This is a genomic window from Paludibacillus litoralis (assembly GCF_037646705.1).
Lineage (GTDB): Bacteria > Pseudomonadota > Alphaproteobacteria > Rhodobacterales > Rhodobacteraceae > Pikeienuella > Pikeienuella litoralis.
On record NZ_JBBHER010000010.1, the window covers coordinates 77,817 to 95,817 of the forward strand.

16 protein-coding genes are annotated in these 18,001 nt (G+C 65.9%); 8 read left to right on the forward strand and 8 right to left on the reverse strand.

Features of this window, described 5'->3' with window-relative positions; translation table 11 throughout:
• Nucleotides 1-626: 626 nt before the first annotated feature.
• Nucleotides 627-1,172 (forward strand): hypothetical protein, encoded by a 546-nt coding sequence (locus tag WG921_RS16370; RefSeq protein ID WP_340110336.1) that lies wholly within the window; start codon nt 627-629, stop codon nt 1,170-1,172.
• A 99-nt stretch (nt 1,173-1,271) separates the two neighbouring features.
• Nucleotides 1,272-1,709, forward strand: coding sequence for a hypothetical protein (locus WG921_RS16375; protein WP_340110337.1), 438 nt, complete (start codon nt 1,272-1,274; stop codon nt 1,707-1,709).
• 484 nt (nt 1,710-2,193) lie between these two features.
• On the opposite strand, the gene WG921_RS16380 is transcribed toward WG921_RS16375, so the two are convergent.
• On the reverse strand, nt 2,194-2,823 hold the full coding sequence (locus WG921_RS16380; protein WP_340110338.1) for a hypothetical protein: 630 nt from the start codon (nt 2,821-2,823) through the stop codon (nt 2,194-2,196).
• 76 nt (nt 2,824-2,899) lie between these two features.
• Nucleotides 2,900-5,137 carry a hypothetical protein gene (locus WG921_RS16385; RefSeq protein WP_340110339.1) on the reverse strand — a complete coding sequence of 746 codons (2,238 nt, stop codon included), beginning with the start codon at nt 5,135-5,137 and terminating at the stop codon, nt 2,900-2,902.
• Between the two features lie 205 nt (nt 5,138-5,342).
• Between WG921_RS16385 and WG921_RS16390 the strand changes: the two genes are divergently transcribed.
• The 4 genes from WG921_RS16390 (at nt 5,343) to WG921_RS16405 (ending at nt 9,931) form a co-directional block, all read left to right on the forward strand.
• Nucleotides 5,343-5,714 carry a helix-turn-helix domain-containing protein gene (locus WG921_RS16390; RefSeq protein ID WP_340110340.1) on the forward strand — a complete coding sequence of 124 codons (372 nt, stop codon included), beginning with the start codon at nt 5,343-5,345 and terminating at the stop codon, nt 5,712-5,714.
• Between the two features lie 176 nt (nt 5,715-5,890).
• Nucleotides 5,891-6,121, forward strand: a complete 231-nt coding sequence (locus WG921_RS16395; RefSeq protein WP_340110341.1) for a hypothetical protein — start codon at nt 5,891-5,893, stop codon at nt 6,119-6,121.
• Between the two features lie 538 nt (nt 6,122-6,659).
• Nucleotides 6,660-8,597: a site-specific integrase gene (locus WG921_RS16400; protein WP_340110342.1), complete on the forward strand. Its 1,938-nt coding sequence runs from the start codon at nt 6,660-6,662 to the stop codon at nt 8,595-8,597.
• Complete coding sequence (locus WG921_RS16405) at nt 8,594-9,931, forward strand: hypothetical protein (protein WP_340110343.1); 1,338 nt, start codon at nt 8,594-8,596, stop codon at nt 9,929-9,931. The genes WG921_RS16400 and WG921_RS16405 overlap by 4 nt, the downstream gene beginning before the upstream one ends.
• A 559-nt stretch (nt 9,932-10,490) precedes the next feature.
• Here the strand turns inward: WG921_RS16405 and WG921_RS16410 are convergent.
• Nucleotides 10,491-10,736, reverse strand: a complete 246-nt coding sequence (locus WG921_RS16410; RefSeq protein ID WP_340110388.1) for a pyocin activator PrtN family protein — start codon at nt 10,734-10,736, stop codon at nt 10,491-10,493.
• 144 nt (nt 10,737-10,880) lie between these two features.
• Complete coding sequence (locus tag WG921_RS16415; protein ID WP_340110344.1) at nt 10,881-12,158, reverse strand: tyrosine-type recombinase/integrase; 1,278 nt, start codon at nt 12,156-12,158, stop codon at nt 10,881-10,883.
• A gap of 261 nt (nt 12,159-12,419) precedes the next feature.
• On the opposite strand from WG921_RS16415, the gene dusA reads away from it, so the two are divergent.
• Together dusA and WG921_RS16425 are read left to right on the forward strand one after the other, a co-directional pair.
• Entirely contained in the window at nt 12,420-13,406 is a 987-nt protein-coding gene (gene dusA / locus WG921_RS16420) for a tRNA dihydrouridine(20/20a) synthase DusA (protein WP_340110389.1), read from the forward strand.
• A gap of 10 nt (nt 13,407-13,416) precedes the next feature.
• Complete coding sequence (locus WG921_RS16425) at nt 13,417-14,244, forward strand: sulfite exporter TauE/SafE family protein (protein WP_340110345.1); 828 nt, start codon at nt 13,417-13,419, stop codon at nt 14,242-14,244.
• 12 nt (nt 14,245-14,256) lie between these two features.
• Here the strand turns inward: WG921_RS16425 and WG921_RS16430 are convergent, their stop codons facing one another.
• The 4 genes from WG921_RS16430 to WG921_RS16445 all read right to left on the reverse strand — a co-directional run bounded on the left by WG921_RS16430 (nt 14,257) and on the right by WG921_RS16445 (nt 17,944).
• Entirely contained in the window at nt 14,257-14,946 is a 690-nt protein-coding gene (locus WG921_RS16430) for a retropepsin-like aspartic protease family protein (protein WP_340110346.1), read from the reverse strand.
• Between the two features lie 96 nt (nt 14,947-15,042).
• Nucleotides 15,043-16,398 carry a TRAP transporter large permease gene (locus tag WG921_RS16435; protein WP_340110347.1) on the reverse strand — a complete coding sequence of 452 codons (1,356 nt, stop codon included), beginning with the start codon at nt 16,396-16,398 and terminating at the stop codon, nt 15,043-15,045.
• Entirely contained in the window at nt 16,395-16,910 is a 516-nt protein-coding gene (locus tag WG921_RS16440) for a TRAP transporter small permease subunit (RefSeq protein ID WP_340110348.1), read from the reverse strand. The genes WG921_RS16435 and WG921_RS16440 overlap by 4 nt, the downstream gene beginning before the upstream one ends.
• Complete coding sequence (locus WG921_RS16445) at nt 16,907-17,944, reverse strand: TRAP transporter substrate-binding protein (protein WP_340110349.1); 1,038 nt, start codon at nt 17,942-17,944, stop codon at nt 16,907-16,909. Before WG921_RS16445 ends, WG921_RS16440 begins: the two co-directional genes overlap by 4 nt.
• Nucleotides 17,945-18,001: the final 57 nt, after the last annotated feature.

Below are 18,001 nucleotides of genomic sequence, written 5' to 3' on the forward strand. Positions count from 1 at the left end.
CCCATCCTGATATCCCATGGAGTTGCGAAACCACCCATGGAGAGACGCGAATGGACGTACGGACAGATACGGCGATCGAGGCCATCTTGGAACATCTGATCGAGCATGAACCGGAGATCGCGCGGGAGATCAAGCGGGAGATGGACTGTTCCCAGCACACGCGGGGATGAACTGGCGCTGGCGCATTACGGGCTCCGCGTCGTCGGCTGTTCCCCGCACACGCGGGATGAATCACGCGGCGGCGGCGACTGCGGATCAGCCTGTCCCGCGCGCGCGGGGCGGGGCGGGGATGAATCGTGGTCGCTGGCTTTCCAGCGGCTTTCGTCTCGCTGTCCCCCGCGCGCGCGGGGATGAAGCGGTGCTTGATGCGGATCAGGCAGCCGATGATGCGCCAAGGCGGCCACGTTGATCTGCGATCCGCTCCGAGAACGTGGAGAAAGAAGAGACGAGCCGTTCCGTGCGCGGTCCTTGTGACGCGCACGAAGCGGATCGCCTCTGAAAGAGAAAAAGGAGGGGAGAAGGGACCGGCGGGCGAGGGTTCACGCCTTTCGCTGCGACGGATCGCTCGAGGTCTCACCGAATCGTGCGCGTCGCCTTGATCACATCAGCGCGAAGGACCGCACTCCATGCTTGACGCAACCCAATTCACACCCGCCACCGACTGGCGCCAGACCCTCACTTACGGGGACATCATCAGCTTCCGCTTCCCGGTCAGGGGCTCGGAGATACCGCCGAAAATCCGGCCCTGCCTTGTGCTCGACATCGTTAAAGTGGGCGACGCCCGCTACGCCCTGCTGGCTTATGGCACCAGCGCCAAGACCCGCGCGAACCGCGGCTATGAGGTCCAGCTGGGCAGGGTGGACGCCCGCGCCGCCGGTCTCCACCGCCCGACGCGTTTTGTCGGCGCGAGGCGCATGTTGGTCTCGCTCGATCACCCCGATATCGTCATCTGCGCCGGGGCCGGCGCGCCGGTGATCGGCTGTCTCTCCGGCGCCGCCGTCGAGCGGATGCACGCGGTGCGCGCCCGGATCCAGGCCGAGGCCGATATCGTGGCGGAGCGCCGCTCGGAGCGTCGCAAGGCTCGGCGCAGCCGGCGCCAGAAGGCGGAGCCGCGCCCCGTCTGGGCCCGGCGCCGCACTCTCCGCCGGCCGCGGCCGGCCGAGAGCGCCTGAGCCTTTCCGAAACTCCGCAGACCGGACCCCGCCCGGGCCGCCTTCATGTGGCCCGGGCGCTCCCGGCTGCGTCTGATCCAACCCGATGAGGATAATCCAATGCCAACCGACATCATGCGCCTGCTCCCGAACAGCTTTCCAAGCTCAAACGCCCACAGGCATGTGGTCTACACCGCCGACACCCAGCCGGACGAGCTCGCCCGGGCGCCGATCTTAACCGCCGACGCCATCGCCGCCGCCCGCGCCGCGGTGCGCATCTACGAGGCGGACCCTATCGCCGATGAGGCGCTCGATCCCGCCTTTCGCGCGCTGGCCGAGCTTGTCCGGACGCGGCAGGTTCTCGACGACGATTTTATCGAGTTGGCCGACGAGATGCTCCAACGCCTGGCGCGGATCGGCTCCGAGGCGTCATCCGGCCAGGTCGAACGCATCCAGCGCCATCTGACCGACGCCCTGACGCTGTCGCGCCGCGTCCTGGATCTGCTGATCGCCGAGCGCGACATCGGCCGGATCCGCGAAATCAGACCGGGTCGATAGGAAGCGGCGGCGCAACCCGCCGTGATGCGGGCCATGACGCCTATTCCGCGTCGCGCAACTCATCGACGGTAAAAACGGGTCCGCCTTCGCGGGCGTCGTTCATGAAAACGAGATGCGCCGGGACACAATGGCCCCGGCGCGCTCCTTGATCTGTGCTTTCGGCCCATGCGCCCTGATCGCGGTTGGTTCGTCATTTGTCCCAACTCGAAAGAGAAACTCATGAGGCTCAAAAAGCCATCGACCTGATCGCCGAGAGAAACCGCGATGCGGCGCGGACCAGCTTGGCCCGGCAGGATATCGGTTTCGCTGAAATTGATGCCTCATGCCCGCAAGAGGCTCGACGACATCACATGACTCAGTGAAATGAAGAACCAACACGATGTGCGGACATGTCCATAAAAAAGCCGCTCGACTTTCGTCGGCGGCTTGTTCGCTAATATTGGTTGCGGGGGGCGCTTTTCCACACCCGCTTACATTGAGATGATCATACAGAATCTGCGTTTTCGCCAATCTCCTTCATCGCCTCATTCGCGATCATCTGCTTCATGAACGTGATGAGCCTCGCCTCGAGGTCGTCGTCGCGGCTCTGCTGGTCAATCTGCGCGTTCAGATCGGCGATCAGCGCATCCTTGGCCACTTCTTGCTTGCTCATCTCGGCGATGTCCTCCTCCATTTCCGCGGCGGATGTCTCTTTCGACGCCAGATCCGCCTCGAGCTCCTGAATGCGCTGGCGGAACATGCGGAGATCAGCGTCCAGTTCCGCCTCACGCGCTCGACTCTCCCGGCTCAGCTCATCGAACTGGATGGCGAGCGCCGCCGTCATGGCGCGCGCCACCTCATCGCCGATCCCGGCCGCCGCCGCCTTCGCCGCGCTCGGGAGCATCTCGGCGAGCCTTTTCGCCTTCGCTTCGTCCCGCTCCTGACAAATGCGCCGGACCTCCGCATCGAGGATCCCGGCGTCGATCCCGGGCGAGACCCCGAGTTCATCACGCATCGCCTGCTTCACCGTCGCGCCGTCCGCGATATCGCCGCGGGCCTCAACGCTTGCGATGCCCTTCAGCACCTGCGCCTCGGTGTATTTTCTCGGGCGTCCGCCCTTGCTCTTCTCGATCATGGATCATGTCTTTCGGTATCGTTTCGGAAAGGATTTCGGAAACCAGGTTTCGGAAACCCACCGCCAGCTGCGGTATTCAGGAGGTGGGTTCGATCCGATGCGGGGGAAAAACATTTTCCCTGCCGGCGGGATGATTTTTCTGCGGGATCAGTCGGGCGGCGAGCCCGGGCCACAGGCGCCCCGCCTGCGCCAGCGCTTCGCTCTCCGGGGCGAGGATGATCGCCGGCGCCGGCCGGCCGCCGCATCCCTGGCGGATCAGTTCGACGCGCGCCGTCGGCCACTGGTTTTTCGACCCGATCCGCTCGATCAGCGCCAGCATGTCGGACGAGGTCCGGCCCCGCCGGAACTCCTTGGCGGCGGCGCTCGAGAAATCGCGCGGCAGATCCATCGCGAGACCGGCGGCGGAGACGCGGGTCCCGCGGACCGGGCGCCCCATCGTCGCCTGAAGGGCGCGCTCCATGCGCAGATAGGCCGGAACGTCCGGCTCGTCCGGAAGGTCGTGATACAGCGCATCCAGCGAGAGGAGCCGCGTGATCGGCAAGTCCAGCAGCGGCATGTCGCAGAGCAGAACGACCCGCTTCGCCTGGTCCGGTGAAATCAGGCGAAGGCGGGCGATCGCCTGCAGGGTGGCGCATTCGCGCGCCTGTCGCAGAACCGCCTGCACGCGAGGGTCCGGGTGCGCGCGAACCTTGGCGGCTGGGAACGAGCCATCGTCCATCAGCCGGATCGACGCCTGTTTGGGAAGCGGGCCGGCCTGGTGTCGGAGCAGCAGGTCCTCTTCGTCGCTGAACAGGCAGCGGGCGTATCTCTCCATATATTTGACGGGCGGCTGCAGACGGCCGACGATGACGATGGTCCGATAGCGCTCGAAATCGTTGACGCCCAACATCCGCGGCCCGAACCAGCGCGCGGTCGCGCCCAGAAGCTCCCGGCGCGATCCGTCGCCCTCATCGTCGTCAGGGGGCGGTCCGGAATCGCCGTGGAGCCCCTCGAGCACCGCTTTCGTGGCCACCACGAGGGTGCGGCCGACCCCGGCCAGAGCGACCTCGCGCTCGATGATCCGCCGGACCTTGGCTCTCCGCTCGGTTCCGCGCTTCGGATCAAGCAGCCAGCTGTTGGACAGCGTGCGGTCCGAGACCTGGATGATTTCGGCTTTCGGTTTCGCCTCGATGCGCGTGAAGCTCGTGCCGGGCGCGAGCCGTTCGGCGATCCTGGCGTCCGCATCCGCGTCCAGCAGGAGCGCCGGCGCGTCGCGCGGGATCTGTGTGACCCGGTGCAGCCGAATGATCTGCCTGATCCCGGACTCCTCCCTGATCTCCTCGATCGTCAAACGGTTCGGACCGAGCGGGGTCTCCTCCGCGAGCAGCTTGAAAAGCGCCTCGCGCTTCTGCGATGCGAACAGGGCGCCTTGATTGATTGTCCTGAGCGTGGACTCGATTTCGGCTCGACTGTGCCGGGGCCGGATATCGAGAGTTTCCCGCGACGCCCGCTCGCCCTTCCACAACTGTTCGAGCTTGTCCGAGCCCACTCCGAGCGATCGAAGGTGCTGACGCACGTCCATTCCCGATCGAAGGGCGTGGATGATTCCGGACGTCACGTTGCTCAGAAGGATGAAGAGATCCTGCCGAAAATCGCACAGCGGCGCGCTCATGATTTCGTCGATGGAAATGCCCGTGGTCGCGACAAGCGTCGGCCAGACCTTCTCGTCGACGATGCGGAGCGCCGTGTCCGTCGCCCGGTCAAGCGGTGGAAACGCCTCGAGATAATTGTGCGAGAGAAAGTGGATCTTCGCGCCGACCGCGTCTTTTTGCTCGAGGTAGGGGCACCCCGCCGCGCAGGGCGCATTGACCGGCTCGCCGTGCTCCTCCCAGCGACAGAGCGCCTCCGTCACCGAAGGGACGAGATGCGCGATCTGCTTAACCAGATCGGCGCGCTGGCACATCGGGATCCCGGATCCGGGGATCTCTGCGCGCCGCCCGCGGATGACGACGACCGGCAGGCTGCTGTCGAGCTTTCGAAGATCGGCGGCGGCGCGCTCGGCGAGATCCAGCGTCGGCACATAGAAGAGGACATGGCCTTTGGCGAGCAGGGCGCGGCCATGCCTGGCCAGCAGGCGCAAAGCCGTGCTCGTCTTGCCGACGCCGGCGCTGACCTTGAGGGTCAGCACCGGTGAATCCTGACCGGGATTGACACCCCCCGTCGCCGCAGCGGCGATGAACGCCTCCATGCGCGCCTCGAGCTCGCGGCGCGCATCGTCCGGCGCGCGCCAGGTCGGGAGCGTGAAATGGGGGGTGAAACGGTGTGTCTGATCCATGTCCTGTCCTTCTGTTGGGAGGGACATGGTTCCCTGAGCGGTCGCGCCAAAACGCGATCTGTCGCGCCGTTCGCCGCGAGGTCGGCGCGGCAATGGTGGGGGCGCCCAATCAGGACGTATCTATAGGATGCCCCCACCATCGCCCCGGTTTTGGCGGCGTGGTCCTGGCGACTATTTCCTCCTCATCACCATGAGGGGGACCAGCATGCTGACTGTCGAAGACGCCGCCGAACACTACGCCCTGACGCCGGGAACGATCCGGGCGCGGATCAGGGCCGGAGATCTCCGCGCGCAACGCATCAACCGACATTACCGTCTCGACTGGGAGGATGTCTGGTCCTGCGAGCAGGGACCGGCGCCGAAAGGCCGGCGCGCCGAGCGCTACCGGATGCCGCTGATGACCAAATCGCGCGTCGCCGCAAAACTCCGCGTCAGCGTGAGGACGGTCGAGCGCATGATCGAGCGCGGCCTGCCGACAAGGAACATCTGGGGCACGGTGCGGATCAATCCCGCCGACGCCCGCGACTGGCTCGTCTCACATCACGGACTCGACCTGCGGGACGACTGGCATGTCTGAGCCGCCGATCATTCGCACAGCGGGGATATCGCCGGTCTGGTCCGAAAATTTTCCACAGGTCCCAACATCTTTTTCTTTTGGAGTGAAGTCAAAGAATTCCACGTCCGTCCTGAGTGGCGCGTTCACTCATAACCCAAACCCGCACCAGCCACGGTGCTACAACTCGGAGTTCCACAATGAACCTTCAAAAATTCAGCCTCATCGATGACTGCTTCGTTGACGCGGTGATCCTTACCCTCGCCGGCGCCATCCGCGTTGAGGCCGAGATCATGGTTGCAGGCCTGCCTGCTCATATCGATAGCGCCACTTGGGTGGAGACAGGTCAGGATGCTGCGGCGTTCATCTCGCCGCAACTCGATGAGGTGCGTGAGCTGATCCAAAACGCAGCAATCAGAGTTCTGGCGTAATGTGTCGGCGTCCGAGACGCCCAAACCAGATCAGACGGCTCTTCGGAGCCGTCTTTTTTGTTCCCCAGATTTTTCGCCTGTTTTGAAAGACCCATTTCCTCCACACCACCCTGCCAGGGTGGTGGCGCGGCGTGAGGACAATCGAGCGCATGATCGGGTGCGGCGCGCCGACCGGGCCATCTGGGGCGCGGTGCGGATCAATCCCGCCGACGCCCGCGACTGGCTCGTCTCACATCACGGACTCGACCTGCGGGACGACTGGCGTGTCTGAGCCCCCGATCATTCGCACAGCGGCGATATCGGTTCTCACGACACCGGCGCGGACCCCGCGCCGTTCGCACGGACGCGCCCAATCATACATCGGCGTTGTGTTGATGGGCGCCAATGCGAATGACGATAAATCCGCGACAGCATGTGCGAACCGCCCCGCCGGGCGCGATCTCCCAGGTCCTGAAACCACGATGACGTCGCGAGACGTCTGCGCCGCGCCTTTCTCTCCGAAGGCGCCGCGCAGGCGTCTCACGACAAGGAGATCGACATGACGATGCAGACGCCGATCCGGAAGGCTCCGGAAACCGAATACTGGATGGGCGAGGTTCTCGCCTGGGCCGAGGCGAGCGACGAACTCTATGACGCGATCTGCGAGCTCAGGAAGATCCCGGCGCGGATGCGCATGATCGACGAGGATATCGGCCTGATCCCGGCCGGTCTGGCGCATTTCGACAAGGTGATCGCGCCAACTTCCTATGGCGCGGTCTCGAGCGCGAAGGATCTCGAGAAGGCCCGGCGGCGCGGCAATTCCCGCGTCCGCGCTTTGCTGGCCCGATTCCACGCGGCGACCGGTCTCACGGCGCCGCGCACCGGACGCGAGGACTGGGACCGCCTGATCGCGCTGGTCGGGAAACACGAAGGCTTCGCAAATCGCGGCGCGCTCTTCGCGATGCAACAGCACAAGGCGCTGTTCTCCCTCCGCGCCAGATGCCGGACGGCGCCGTCGGAACTGAGCCAGGAGGAGATCGACCGCGTCTTCAGCGACGCGACATCGGACAAGCGAAAGTCGATCCGCAAGGGGATCGCGCTGATCAACAGGCTCATCGCGATGCAGAATGCGATTCCCGAGCTCCGGGATCTTCTGCCGCCGGTCGGCCTCGAGACGCCGGACTCTCCCGATCGGGCGCGTCGGATCCTGTGGTCGTCGATCCCCGAGGCGTTGCGCGAGGACGCCGAGGCGATATTCCGCGAGACGCTCGCGAAGCCCGAAGATCGGGCGGCGGACGTCACCGCGCGTCTCAAGGCGGGCGAGGATCCGGAGACCGTGCTGGCCGAGGTCAACGCATCGGCGAAGGCTCAACGGAGAAAGATCGGCAATCCCGCCGGCGCCCGCGCGGGATACCAGGCTGCGGTGACGTGGCTCTGGCGCGCGGCCGATGACCGGGGCGGTTCCGCCGCCGCGACGACCCTCGCCGACCTGATGACGCACGAGACTCTCGAGGCCGCTTGCGCGGATCAGATCGAGCGCGCGGAAGGGTCGGCGACGCTGAAGGATCCGAAACTGACGCAGACCCTCAATGGCCGTCTGACCGCGTTGCGCACGCTCGCATCTCATGGCCTGCATCGCCCCGATCTGGTCGCGCTCATCGACCTGACCAAGCTCCGCTATTGGGAACACATCGTGACGCCGCAGCAGATGACCGCCGACGCCGAACGCACTTGCAAGATCCTGCGCGACACTCCGCATATCGCCGCCAGGTTCGTCCGCGCGCCCTACATCCTGGCGGATCGGGCGATGGCGGATATCGCACGCGCCCGCGCCGATTCAGACCGGGACGCCGAAGACCGGGGGCTGAGGCTCCATGCGGTGGCGGCGATGTATGCGATCCAGCTCTCCCGACCGGTGCGGACCTCGAACCTCATTCGGGTCCGGGAAAGAGGCGGCCCGGAAGCGCCGGGCAACATGGAGTGGATCAAGGATCGGAAGAAGGCCGAGATCACATTCCGGCCGGGAGAGGTGAAGAACAACGAAACGGTGATGGTGACCGTCCTGGACGACGACGCCGAGATCCTCTGGACATGGCAAAAGGTCTTGCGGCCGCGCTTTGTCGAGTTGAGGCGGATCCCGGACAGCCCGTATCTGTTTCCGGGAACGGCGACGCCGCGTCTGGTGAAAGACAAGATGACGCTCCCCTCGGGCTGCGTCTCGCCGGCGACGATGGCGGAGATGTGGGCGCTCGGCGAGGCCCATCTCGGGCTCGGTCTGACGCCTCACCAATGCCGCCATGCCGTCGCGACGCTCATCCTCGCATTGTATCCGGGCGATTTCGGCAGGGCGGCGACGATCCTTCGCGACACCGAGGAGACCGTCCGGAGGCATTACGGGTGCGACAGCGGCCAGGCGGCCGCGGCGCATGTGCGTCAGGCTCTGCTCGCCCATCACCCCGATCTCTTCAAGCAAATGAAAAGGAGGCGCGCCAGATGACCCGCAGGAAATCCATCGAGGAGCATCTCGCGGCGGCTCCGGCCGCCGTCCGGCGCGCGATGATCGAAAGCCGCGCCGACCTCGAACCCGGCGCGGCCGCCGTGACGGGTCGTTTCTTCGCCGTCGTGAAGGACCGCCATGAGCCGACCGAGGCGCCGGGCGCCGGGAGCTTCCGGGCCGCGGCGGCCTCGGAGAGCACGCTGGCGACCCTGCTGCGGACGCTCATACGCTACGCGCCCGATGTCTCGACGGCCGCCGCCCGCGAGGTGCGGGCGGAATGGTATGCGCGCCGCCCCCGCAGCGCGCCGAAGGGCGGGCGCCCCGCCCGCTCCGAATGCGCCCTCGTCGCGTCGTGGCCGGGCTCCTGGCGCGCCATGTATCCGGCTCTGCGCCAGGCCCGGATCAAGGAGTCGTCCAGGACCCGCTATATCGACTCGATCTCCCGCTGCGCGCAGATCGTCAGGCGAGGCGCCGCCGATGAGCGCCTGACCTTCTACACCGCGTGGCGTCTGAGCGAGGCGTTCAGGGCGGGTGGAACGAAGATCAAGCCGATCACGATCGCCAACTATCTCGACGCCCTCGTCGCCCTCGGCCGTTTCGCCGGCGCGGACGCCGGGGACCTCGCCGGGATGCGCTACATGTGCGACGCGCTGCGGGATGAGGCCCGAATGGGCGAGAAGCGAAAGATCGCTCCGATCGCCGACCTGATGAGGAAGGGGGGCTTCGAGCACATCGCCCGGCGGATCGGCGACATGCGCACGGAAGCCGCGTCCCTGCCCGACCATTCCGCGCGCAAGGTCCTGTTGCTTCAGACGGCGGCGGTCTCTGCGATCGACATGAACAAGCCCGCCCGGGCCGGGGACATGGCGGGCTGGCGCCTCGGCCACGACCTCTGGCGCGCGACGGGCGGCGTCTGGCGTCTCGCCTGGCGTCAGGGGAAGACCGGCATGACGACGGAAGCCGGCGAGCTTTGGCCCGAGATCAGCGAGATCCTCGACGAGCTCATCCTGTGCGGACGCCCGGACCGGTTGATCCATCTGCGCTACGGCGAGGTCATCGGTAAAAACTGGCTGACCCTGTCCGACGCCGCCCGACCATCCAAATGGCCGAGCGAGCGGGTCAATGCGGCCATAGGCGTGCCCTCGCACGACCTGCGGACCCTCGCCGCCGACTACATGCGTCGGCACGACCCCGTGATCGCCGCGCGGATCATCTCGACGCATCTCGGTCACGCCACGCTCAAAGCCGGAAAGGAATATTCCGCGCTGAGCGAGGGCGACGCCGCAGCACGCGCATGGCGGATGGATCGGCGACGGATCGCGGCGGCCGGATAGAGCCGGACGTCGATCACACCCGATCCTCGCTTCGTCCGGTCCGGGGCGCGCCGGGACTGCGACAGCAGTGCGGCCGTTACCGAACCGGGCACGCCTGAAACCTCCTCGCCTACGTTATCAAGCCCCCTGTCCCACAGGAAGAGTCGATAGACCTGGTCCATGCGCCCATCGCCAAGCGTGCCAACTCGCACGGCGTATGAAATGATCTGGCGGCGCCAGCCTGCGATGGATTTGCCCCAAGCGTTCAACTCGTCCCAAATGGTGGCTTGCGGTCCGGTCAGCCGAGGTCGGGCTGGATGGCGAATATGACGGCGTGAAGCGGAAGTACGTTTGGAGGGAGCCGAAAGGCCGTTCTGAGCCCTTTTCGGCAAGAGGGGTGTTTACAAGCGCGCCACTTTCGGCGTCGAAAGACACCAAGGCCCTCATCGTTCCGTTGTTCGATCTGCATTTTCATTCCGCATCCATGCCTTTCGATCCGGTGAAAGCATGCTCGGAGAGATATTCCGGATTTTCGAACATTCAGAGTCAGCATCGCCTCAGAGCCGCGCAACACGGCTCTTCAACGCCAGAGCTTCTTGAATTCTTCCTGAGCCTCCGCATGACGGAGATCGATCAGCGCGGCCAGATCGGTCAAATGGACGTGGCGCTGAGCCTTCTGGCTGTCGTCAAGTCTGAAATACGGGAGGCGAATGACGCCTTCATCTATCTTCTGTATCAGGGTGTCGACCCTCATCTTGAAGAAAGGCGTGATGGCCTCCAGAGGCGCGATGGGCAGGCCATCGAAATGGGCGGTCAGCATTTGCATTGTGGTCACTTGATCTATCCTTCCCGGTGCTTTGAAGGAGATCGGTTCGTTCTGTGAGCGGCGGAAAAGAAAATATCTCGCCCATCGAAATTTATTTCCGCGGCGGATTGGACGGCCGGACCAGCGGTCGGCCGTCCAACCATATCAACGCGATCGTCCAATCGCGGAAGCCGGTTTGGAAGCGAGCGTCAGATCGCCGGCGATGACCGCCTCCAGCCATACCCAGCTCGCGAAGCGATCTCCGACCTTTTCGACATGCTCGTATCGCTCCAGGCATGCGGCGGATGCATGGCCCGAGATCTTGCTGACGAACGGCGCCGTTTTCTCCATCTCGAACTGCCTCGTGATGGCCTCGTGTCTGAGATCATGGAAACGAAGATCGGCCACATTCGCGCGATTCCGATGCCGCCGGAAGGCTGCGCCAACCGAGCGAGGGTTGAAGGGGAAGATGAACTCCGAAACCCGCGGCATTGACAGGATGATGCGCAACGCCTCGGGCGGCAGCGCGCACCAGACGTCATTGGTTCGTTTCTTCCGGGGATGCTTCATCTGCCGAACAAGAATCCTGGATCCGTCGATCCGCAGGTCATCCCATCGCAAACGACAAATCTCACCCAACCGGCGGGATGAGAAAACCGCGAAGGCGATGATCGTGGCCACTGGAATCTTCTGTCTCGGGTTCTCGGCGATTTTCGCGAGGATGCTCCCGAGCTCCGCGGGAGAAACGCGGCGCGTGCGGGCTTCGGATTTCGCAAGGATTTCATCCTCCCACATGATCGCCATGGCGTTCTCGGCGATGCCGGCGGGCAGGTGTTCTCCGCGCCTGGCCCCCCATTTCAGAGTGGCGACAAGCATGGTGAGATAGCCGGTCGCGGTTTGCGGGAGCATGTCTTCACTCAGCAACTCGTCTACGACGTCAAAGAAATCCTGCATGGTCAGCGCCGAGATCCGCTTCTTTCCGATTTCACGGCCTCTGAGATTTTTCAGATTTGCTATTGTGGTGCGACCCAGGTGCCGATGCGTCTCGAGCCGGCGCTCGATGACCTCGCCAACCGTGGAGCCGGTGACCTGTCGCGTTGGAAATCCGTAGAGTTCAATCTCTGCGAATTTTTTGTCCCGCCACTTTTTGGCCACCCTCATCGACCTGAAGGTCTGGCAAAGACTGTGGAGCTTGCCGTCAATCTTGCCACGGATCTGGACCCGATAACGAATGGCCCCGTTTCGGTCGACCCGCTCCGTAATGTTCGGCTCCCCGTCGCGTCTGCTTTTCTCCCCCCGGTTGGATTTCGTTTGCTTGGAGGAGAAGATCTCAACCTCGCGATCCGCGGATGATGTCGATGGCTGGCGCGAAACGGCTATATCGATCTGCGCAGGCGCATGCGGCTCGGCGTTTGCAGGGTGGTTCTGATGTTCAGTGTTCATTATATACCTCGTAATTCCGTTCTATCGGGGAGCTGCGTTCGTTTTTCAGGACACAGAAATCCGCCGCGTGATTTTTTCGGGAGTTCGAGGGGTGGGGCGCGCGCGCGGCGCGGAAATGTTCTCAGAACCGACTGTGCTACCCGGTAGCACGAGCCATCCGGAAACCCGGAGAAACCGGGGAAAACCTGAGGAAATACCCGGGGCGCGCTACACGCATCACCCCGGAAACAATGGGTTAAGATATTGAGATTGCAGACTGAAATGGCGGCCCGCCTGAGCGTGGCCCCGATGATGGACTGGACCGACCGGCATTGCCGGTTCTTCCATCGCGTGCTGTCGCGCCGCGCGGTGCTTTACACCGAGATGGTGACGGCGGCGGCGGTCGCGCATGGGGATCGGGAGCGGCTGCTGGGGTTTTCGCCGGAGGAGGCGCCGGTCGCGCTCCAGCTTGGCGGCTCGGAGCCGGCCTTGCTGGCGACGGCGGTGCGGGCGGCGTTGGAGTTCGGCTATCGGGAGATCAATCTCAATGTCGGCTGCCCGTCCGACCGGGTGCGCTCCGGCGCTTTCGGCGCCTGCCTGATGCGCGCGCCGGATCTGGTCGCGTCCTGCGTCGGCGCGATGATCGAGGCCGCGGAGGGGCGCGCCGAGATCACGGTCAAATGCCGGATCGGGGTCGACGAGCAGAACCCGGAGGAGGTTCTCCCCGATTTTCTCGACCGGGTCTCCGCGGCCGGCGCGCGCCATTTCGCGGTGCATGCGCGCAAGGCCTGGCTCGACGGGCTGAGCCCGAAGGAGAACCGCGAGATTCCGCCGCTGGACTACGCCGTCGTGCGGAAGATGCGGCGCGCGCGCCCCGACCTCTCGTTCGCGATCAACGGCGGCGTCGGCTCGCTCGACGCGGCGGAGGCGTTTCTCGAAGAGGGCTTCGACGAAGTGATGATCGGCCGCGCCGCCTATCAGGACCCGTCCGCGATCCTGCTCGACGCCGACCGGCGGATCTTCGGCGAGACGCGGCGCCTCACCGCCGAGGACGCGGTCCGACGCATGTTGCCTTATATCGAGCGGGAGCTTATCGCCGGAGTGCGGCTCAACCAGATCACGCGGCACATGCTGTCGTTGTTTCAGGGTCGCCCCGGCGCGCGGCGCTGGCGGCGGATCCTCTCCGAAGGGGCGCATCGTCCGGGGGCGGGGCCGGAACTGGTCGAGGAGGCGCTCGGCGCCGTGGAGCCCGCCGAAGCGGCGGCCTGATGAGGGTGATATGGATCTGACATTCGCGGACATGGCGCTGCTGCTCGCCTTCCTGCTCGCCGTCGGCGTTTTCGCCGGCGTCCTCGCCGGGCTTCTCGGAGTCGGCGGCGGCATCGTCATCGTGCCGTCGCTGTTTTACGTCTTCATCGCGCTCGATTATCCGCCGGAGACGCTGATGCATGTCTGCGTCGCCACCTCGCTGGCGACCATCGTGCTGACCTCGATGCGCTCGGTGCTCGCCCATCACCGGAAGGGGGCGGTGGACTGGCCGCTCCTGCGGGGCTGGGCGCCCTGGATCGCGCTCGGCGCGGTGCTCGCGGTTCTGGTCGCGGACCGGCTGAAAAGCGGGTCGCTGATGGTGGTGTTCGGCGGCGTCGCGTTCATCGTCGCGCTCCACATGGCGTTCGGGCGGAGCGCGTGGCGCCTGGCCGACGCGCCGCCGACCGGCGCGGCCCGGGCCGGAGTCGCGACCTCGGTCGGGTTTCTCTCGGTGCTGATGGGGATCGGCGGCGGAACCTTCGGCGTGCCGCTGCTCACGCTCTTCAATCTCGCGGTGCACCGCGCGGTGGCGACGGCGGCGGGGTTCGGGCTGATCATCGCCATCCCCTCGACCATCGGCTTCATCGCCTCCGGGTGGGACGCGCCGAACCTGCCGCCCTTCACGCTCGGCTATGTCAGCATGCCCGCCTTCGCGATCATCGTGCCGATGACGGTGCTTTGCGCGCCATACGGCGTGAAGCTGGCGCATTCGATGAACCCGCGCCCGCTCCGCCTGCTGTTCGCGTTCTTCCTCGCGGCGACGGCGCTGAACATGCTCCGCAAGGCGGTCTACGGCTGACGGCGCCGGCGGTCAGTTCCTGAGGATCAGCCGGTCGCCGCGAAAGCTGGTCTCCGCCAGCCGGCCGAGAAAGCTCATGCCGAGCAGCGAGGTTCCGACCTTGCCCTCCGCCGCCACCGCCGCGCGGACCCGCGAGAGGCCGACCGGGCCGATGGAGACATGCTCCAGCGTGATCGGGGCGACGAAGGTGCGGCCGTTCGCGGTCGTCACCGGCTGCGTGAAGGCGAGCCGCTCCGGCTCGAGGCCGACCGCGGCGGCGTCCTCGTATGAAAGCAGCACGATCGACGCCCCGGTGTCGACAAGCATGTCGACCGCGGCGCCGTTCACCCGCGCCGAGGCGCGGAAATGCCCGTCGCGGGTCTTGCGCAACTCCGCCTCTCCCGCGGCGTTCAGGATGGCGACGGTCGGGCTGATCTCGCCGCGAACGCGGTCGACCACGGCGCGCGCCTCCTCCCGGAAGGAATAGACGACCAGAAGCGCGGCGAAGGCCGCGAACCAGCCCGCCGCCATCAGCGCGGCGCGCCCGAGCCGGACTCGCCGCCGCCGCCGAAAACCGAAAAAGAGAATCAACGCCAGAAAGAGAAGCAGATAGATCAGGCTCCCGGCCGCGTTCTCCTCGCGGAGCGCGCCGGGAAAGGCCGCATCCAGTCGCATGACGATGACCGCGGCCAGCGCGGCCGCGACGACAGGCCAGAACAGCATCAGCGCGCCTTCACCGCTTGGTCCACTTCGCCCCAGCATGGCCCCGAAAGCGGCCTGAGCGCCAGCCCTCGCGCGCGCTCATTCCCGCCGCCGCCGCTAACTCAGCGCCCGCGGCAGCCAGAGCGTGAGCGCGGGGAACAGGATGAGGATCCCGACCCGGATCAGCTCCGCCCCGAAAAACGGCGTCACCCCCTTGAAGGTCTCGATCATCGGCGTGTCCTTCGCCATCGCCGAGATCACGAACACGTTCATGCCCACCGGCGGCGTGATCAGGCCGAGTTCGACCACGATCAGCGCCAGAACGCCGAACCAGATCTTCAGATCCTCGGTCGACATCCCGAATCCCGCGCCCTCCGCCCCCTGATAGACGCCGCCGTTGATCTCCATCAGCACCGGCCAGAAGAACGGGATGACCAGAAGGATCATCGAGAGGCTGTCCATCAGGCAGCCGAGCAGGATCAGCGCGAGCAGCAGGATCATCAGCACCAGCATCGGCGCCATGTCCGCGTTGAGGATCCATTCCGCCGTCGCCTGCGGCAGCCCGATGCGCGACATGAAGATCTTCATCAGCTCCGCGCCGAGCAGGATCAGATAGATCATGCCCGTGGTGCCCGCGGTCTCCTTCAGCGCGCCGCAGAGCGCGCGAAACCCGATCTCGCCGCGGAGGCCGCCATAGATCCAGACCAGAAACACCCCGACCGCCGCCGCCGGGGTCGGGTTGAAGAACCCGGCGTAGAGCCCGCCGATGACGATGCCGAAAATCACCAGAATCGGGATCATCCCGGTGGTCGCGGAGATGAACTCCGCCCGGTCCGCCGCGCCGCCTTTCGGCCCCGCCTCCGGCCGGATCGCGACATAAACCGCGATCGTCAGCAGGAAAAGCACGACCGCCATCAGCCCCGGGATGAGCGCGGCCGCGAACATCGTCACGATGTTGGCCTCGACGATGATCGCATAGATGATCAGCACCACCGAGGGCGGAATCAGGATGCCGAGCACCCCGCCCGCCGCCAGCGACCCGGTCGCCAGCGCCCCGGAATAATTGTAGCGCCGCAATTCCGGCAGCGCGACGCGGCCCATGGTGGACGCGGTCGCGAGCGAGGAGCCGCAGACCGAGCCGAACCCCGCGCAGGCCGCGATCGCCGCCATCGCGGTTCCGCCCCGCAGCCAGCCGAGCCAGGCGTTCGCGCCGCGAAACAGCGCCTGGCTGAGCCCCGCCTTCGAGGCCAGCGCGCCCATCAGCACGAACATCGGCACGACGGAAAGATCGTAGATCGCGAACTGGCCGTAGGCGAGCGTCTTCAGCTGGCTCATCATCAGCGCCGGCCCGTTCAGCGCCGTGACGCCGACGCCGCCGACCAGGATCATCGCATAGGCGATCGGCATCCGGATCGCGATCAGCGCGATCAGAACCGCCAGCCCGCCGAACCCGAGCAGGAGCGCCTCGCTCACCGGCGCGCCCCCGCCGCCCGGCCGGCCTCCCCGAGCGTGATCAGCGCCGCCGCCATCAGGAGCGCGAGCGAGATCAGGATCGGGACGAACGCGGCCCAGATCGGAAACTGCACGATCGCCGTCATGTAGCCGTATTCGCGCTGGCTCAGCATGCCCTCATACATCCGCCAGAGCAGCAGCGCCGCGAACAGCAGCGCCGCCGTCGAGGCCGCCAGCTTGAAGATGGCGACCCAGCGGGGCGAGGCCCGCGCGGTGAAGATATCCGCGGTGACGTTGGAATCGGTAAGCTGGCAATAGGGCAGGAACGTGAAGGCCGCCACCGCGACGCCCACCTCCGTCAGCTCGAAATCGCCCGGAAACGGAACCCAGACCACCCCGCCGATGACGGAGAGCACGTTCATCAGCACCACCGCGAGCAAGAGCCCGCCCCCGAGCAGCGCCCAGAGATGAATCAGCCGCTCGGCCGCGCCGACGATCCCGGCGCGGCGGTCGAACCTGTCCTCATCCGTCACTTCGTGGAATGCTTCGCGATCAGCTCCCGCGCCTTCGCCACCAGCGCCGCGCCGTCGACGCCGGAGCCCGAGACCTCTTCGACCCAGCGCGCGACCACCGGCTCCAGCGCCGCGTCGAAGGCCGCCGTCTCCTCCTCGGTGAGGGTGATATGCTCATTCCCCGCCTTCACCGCGAACTCGATGCCGAAATCGTCCGACGCGCGCCAGATCTCGCCGACATGCGCCCACCAGTCCGGGCCGGAGGCGTCCTTGAACGCCTTCTTGATGTCGTCCGGCAGGCCGGCCCAGCGGTCGGCGTTCATCGAGAGCTGGAAGGTCGTGTTGCCGAACCGGGCCTTCTCATAGCCTTCGATCTGATAGTCGGTCTGCTCCTGGATCTTCAGCGGCGCGATGATCTCCCAGGGGATGAGCGCGCCGTCGACCACGCCCTTCTGCAGCGCCTGCGGCAGCTCCGGCACCGGCATCGCCACCGGAATCGCCCCCAGCGCCTCGATCGCCCAGGCCCCGGTCCGGGTCGGAATCCGCAATTTCTTGCCCTTGAGGTCGGCCGGCGAATGAACCGCGGTGTCCCGCATGTGGATCGCCTGCCCCGCATGGACATGGAGGAACATCACCTCGACCCCGGCGTAATCCTGCCGGAGATCGTCCTCGAACATGTCGTAGAGCGCGAGATTGGTCGCCGCCGGGTCGTTCACATAGACCAGCGGCAGCTCGACCACCTCGGTCCGCGGGAAAAGCCCCGGCGTATAGCCGTTCACGGTCCAGACCAGGTCGACGACGCCGTCCCTCACCTGGTTGATCAGCTCGGGCGGGCGCCCGCCCAGCGTCATCGCCGGATAGATCTCGATCTTGACCCGGCCGCCCGAATTCTCCTCCACCTGGCGCGCCCAGGGCTCGATCATCCCGGTCTGCGCCGGCGCCTTGGCGCCGAGAAAGTGATGCAGCTTGAAGGTGTAATCCTCGGCGCTCGCGCCGGCGGCGCCCAGAAGCGCGAAGGCCGCCGCCGCGGCCGCGGTCGTCAGTATCGATTTCATCTCGGCATCCTCCCGGTGTCGTTTTTCATGTTTTCTTCGCCGTCCGCTCGTCATCCG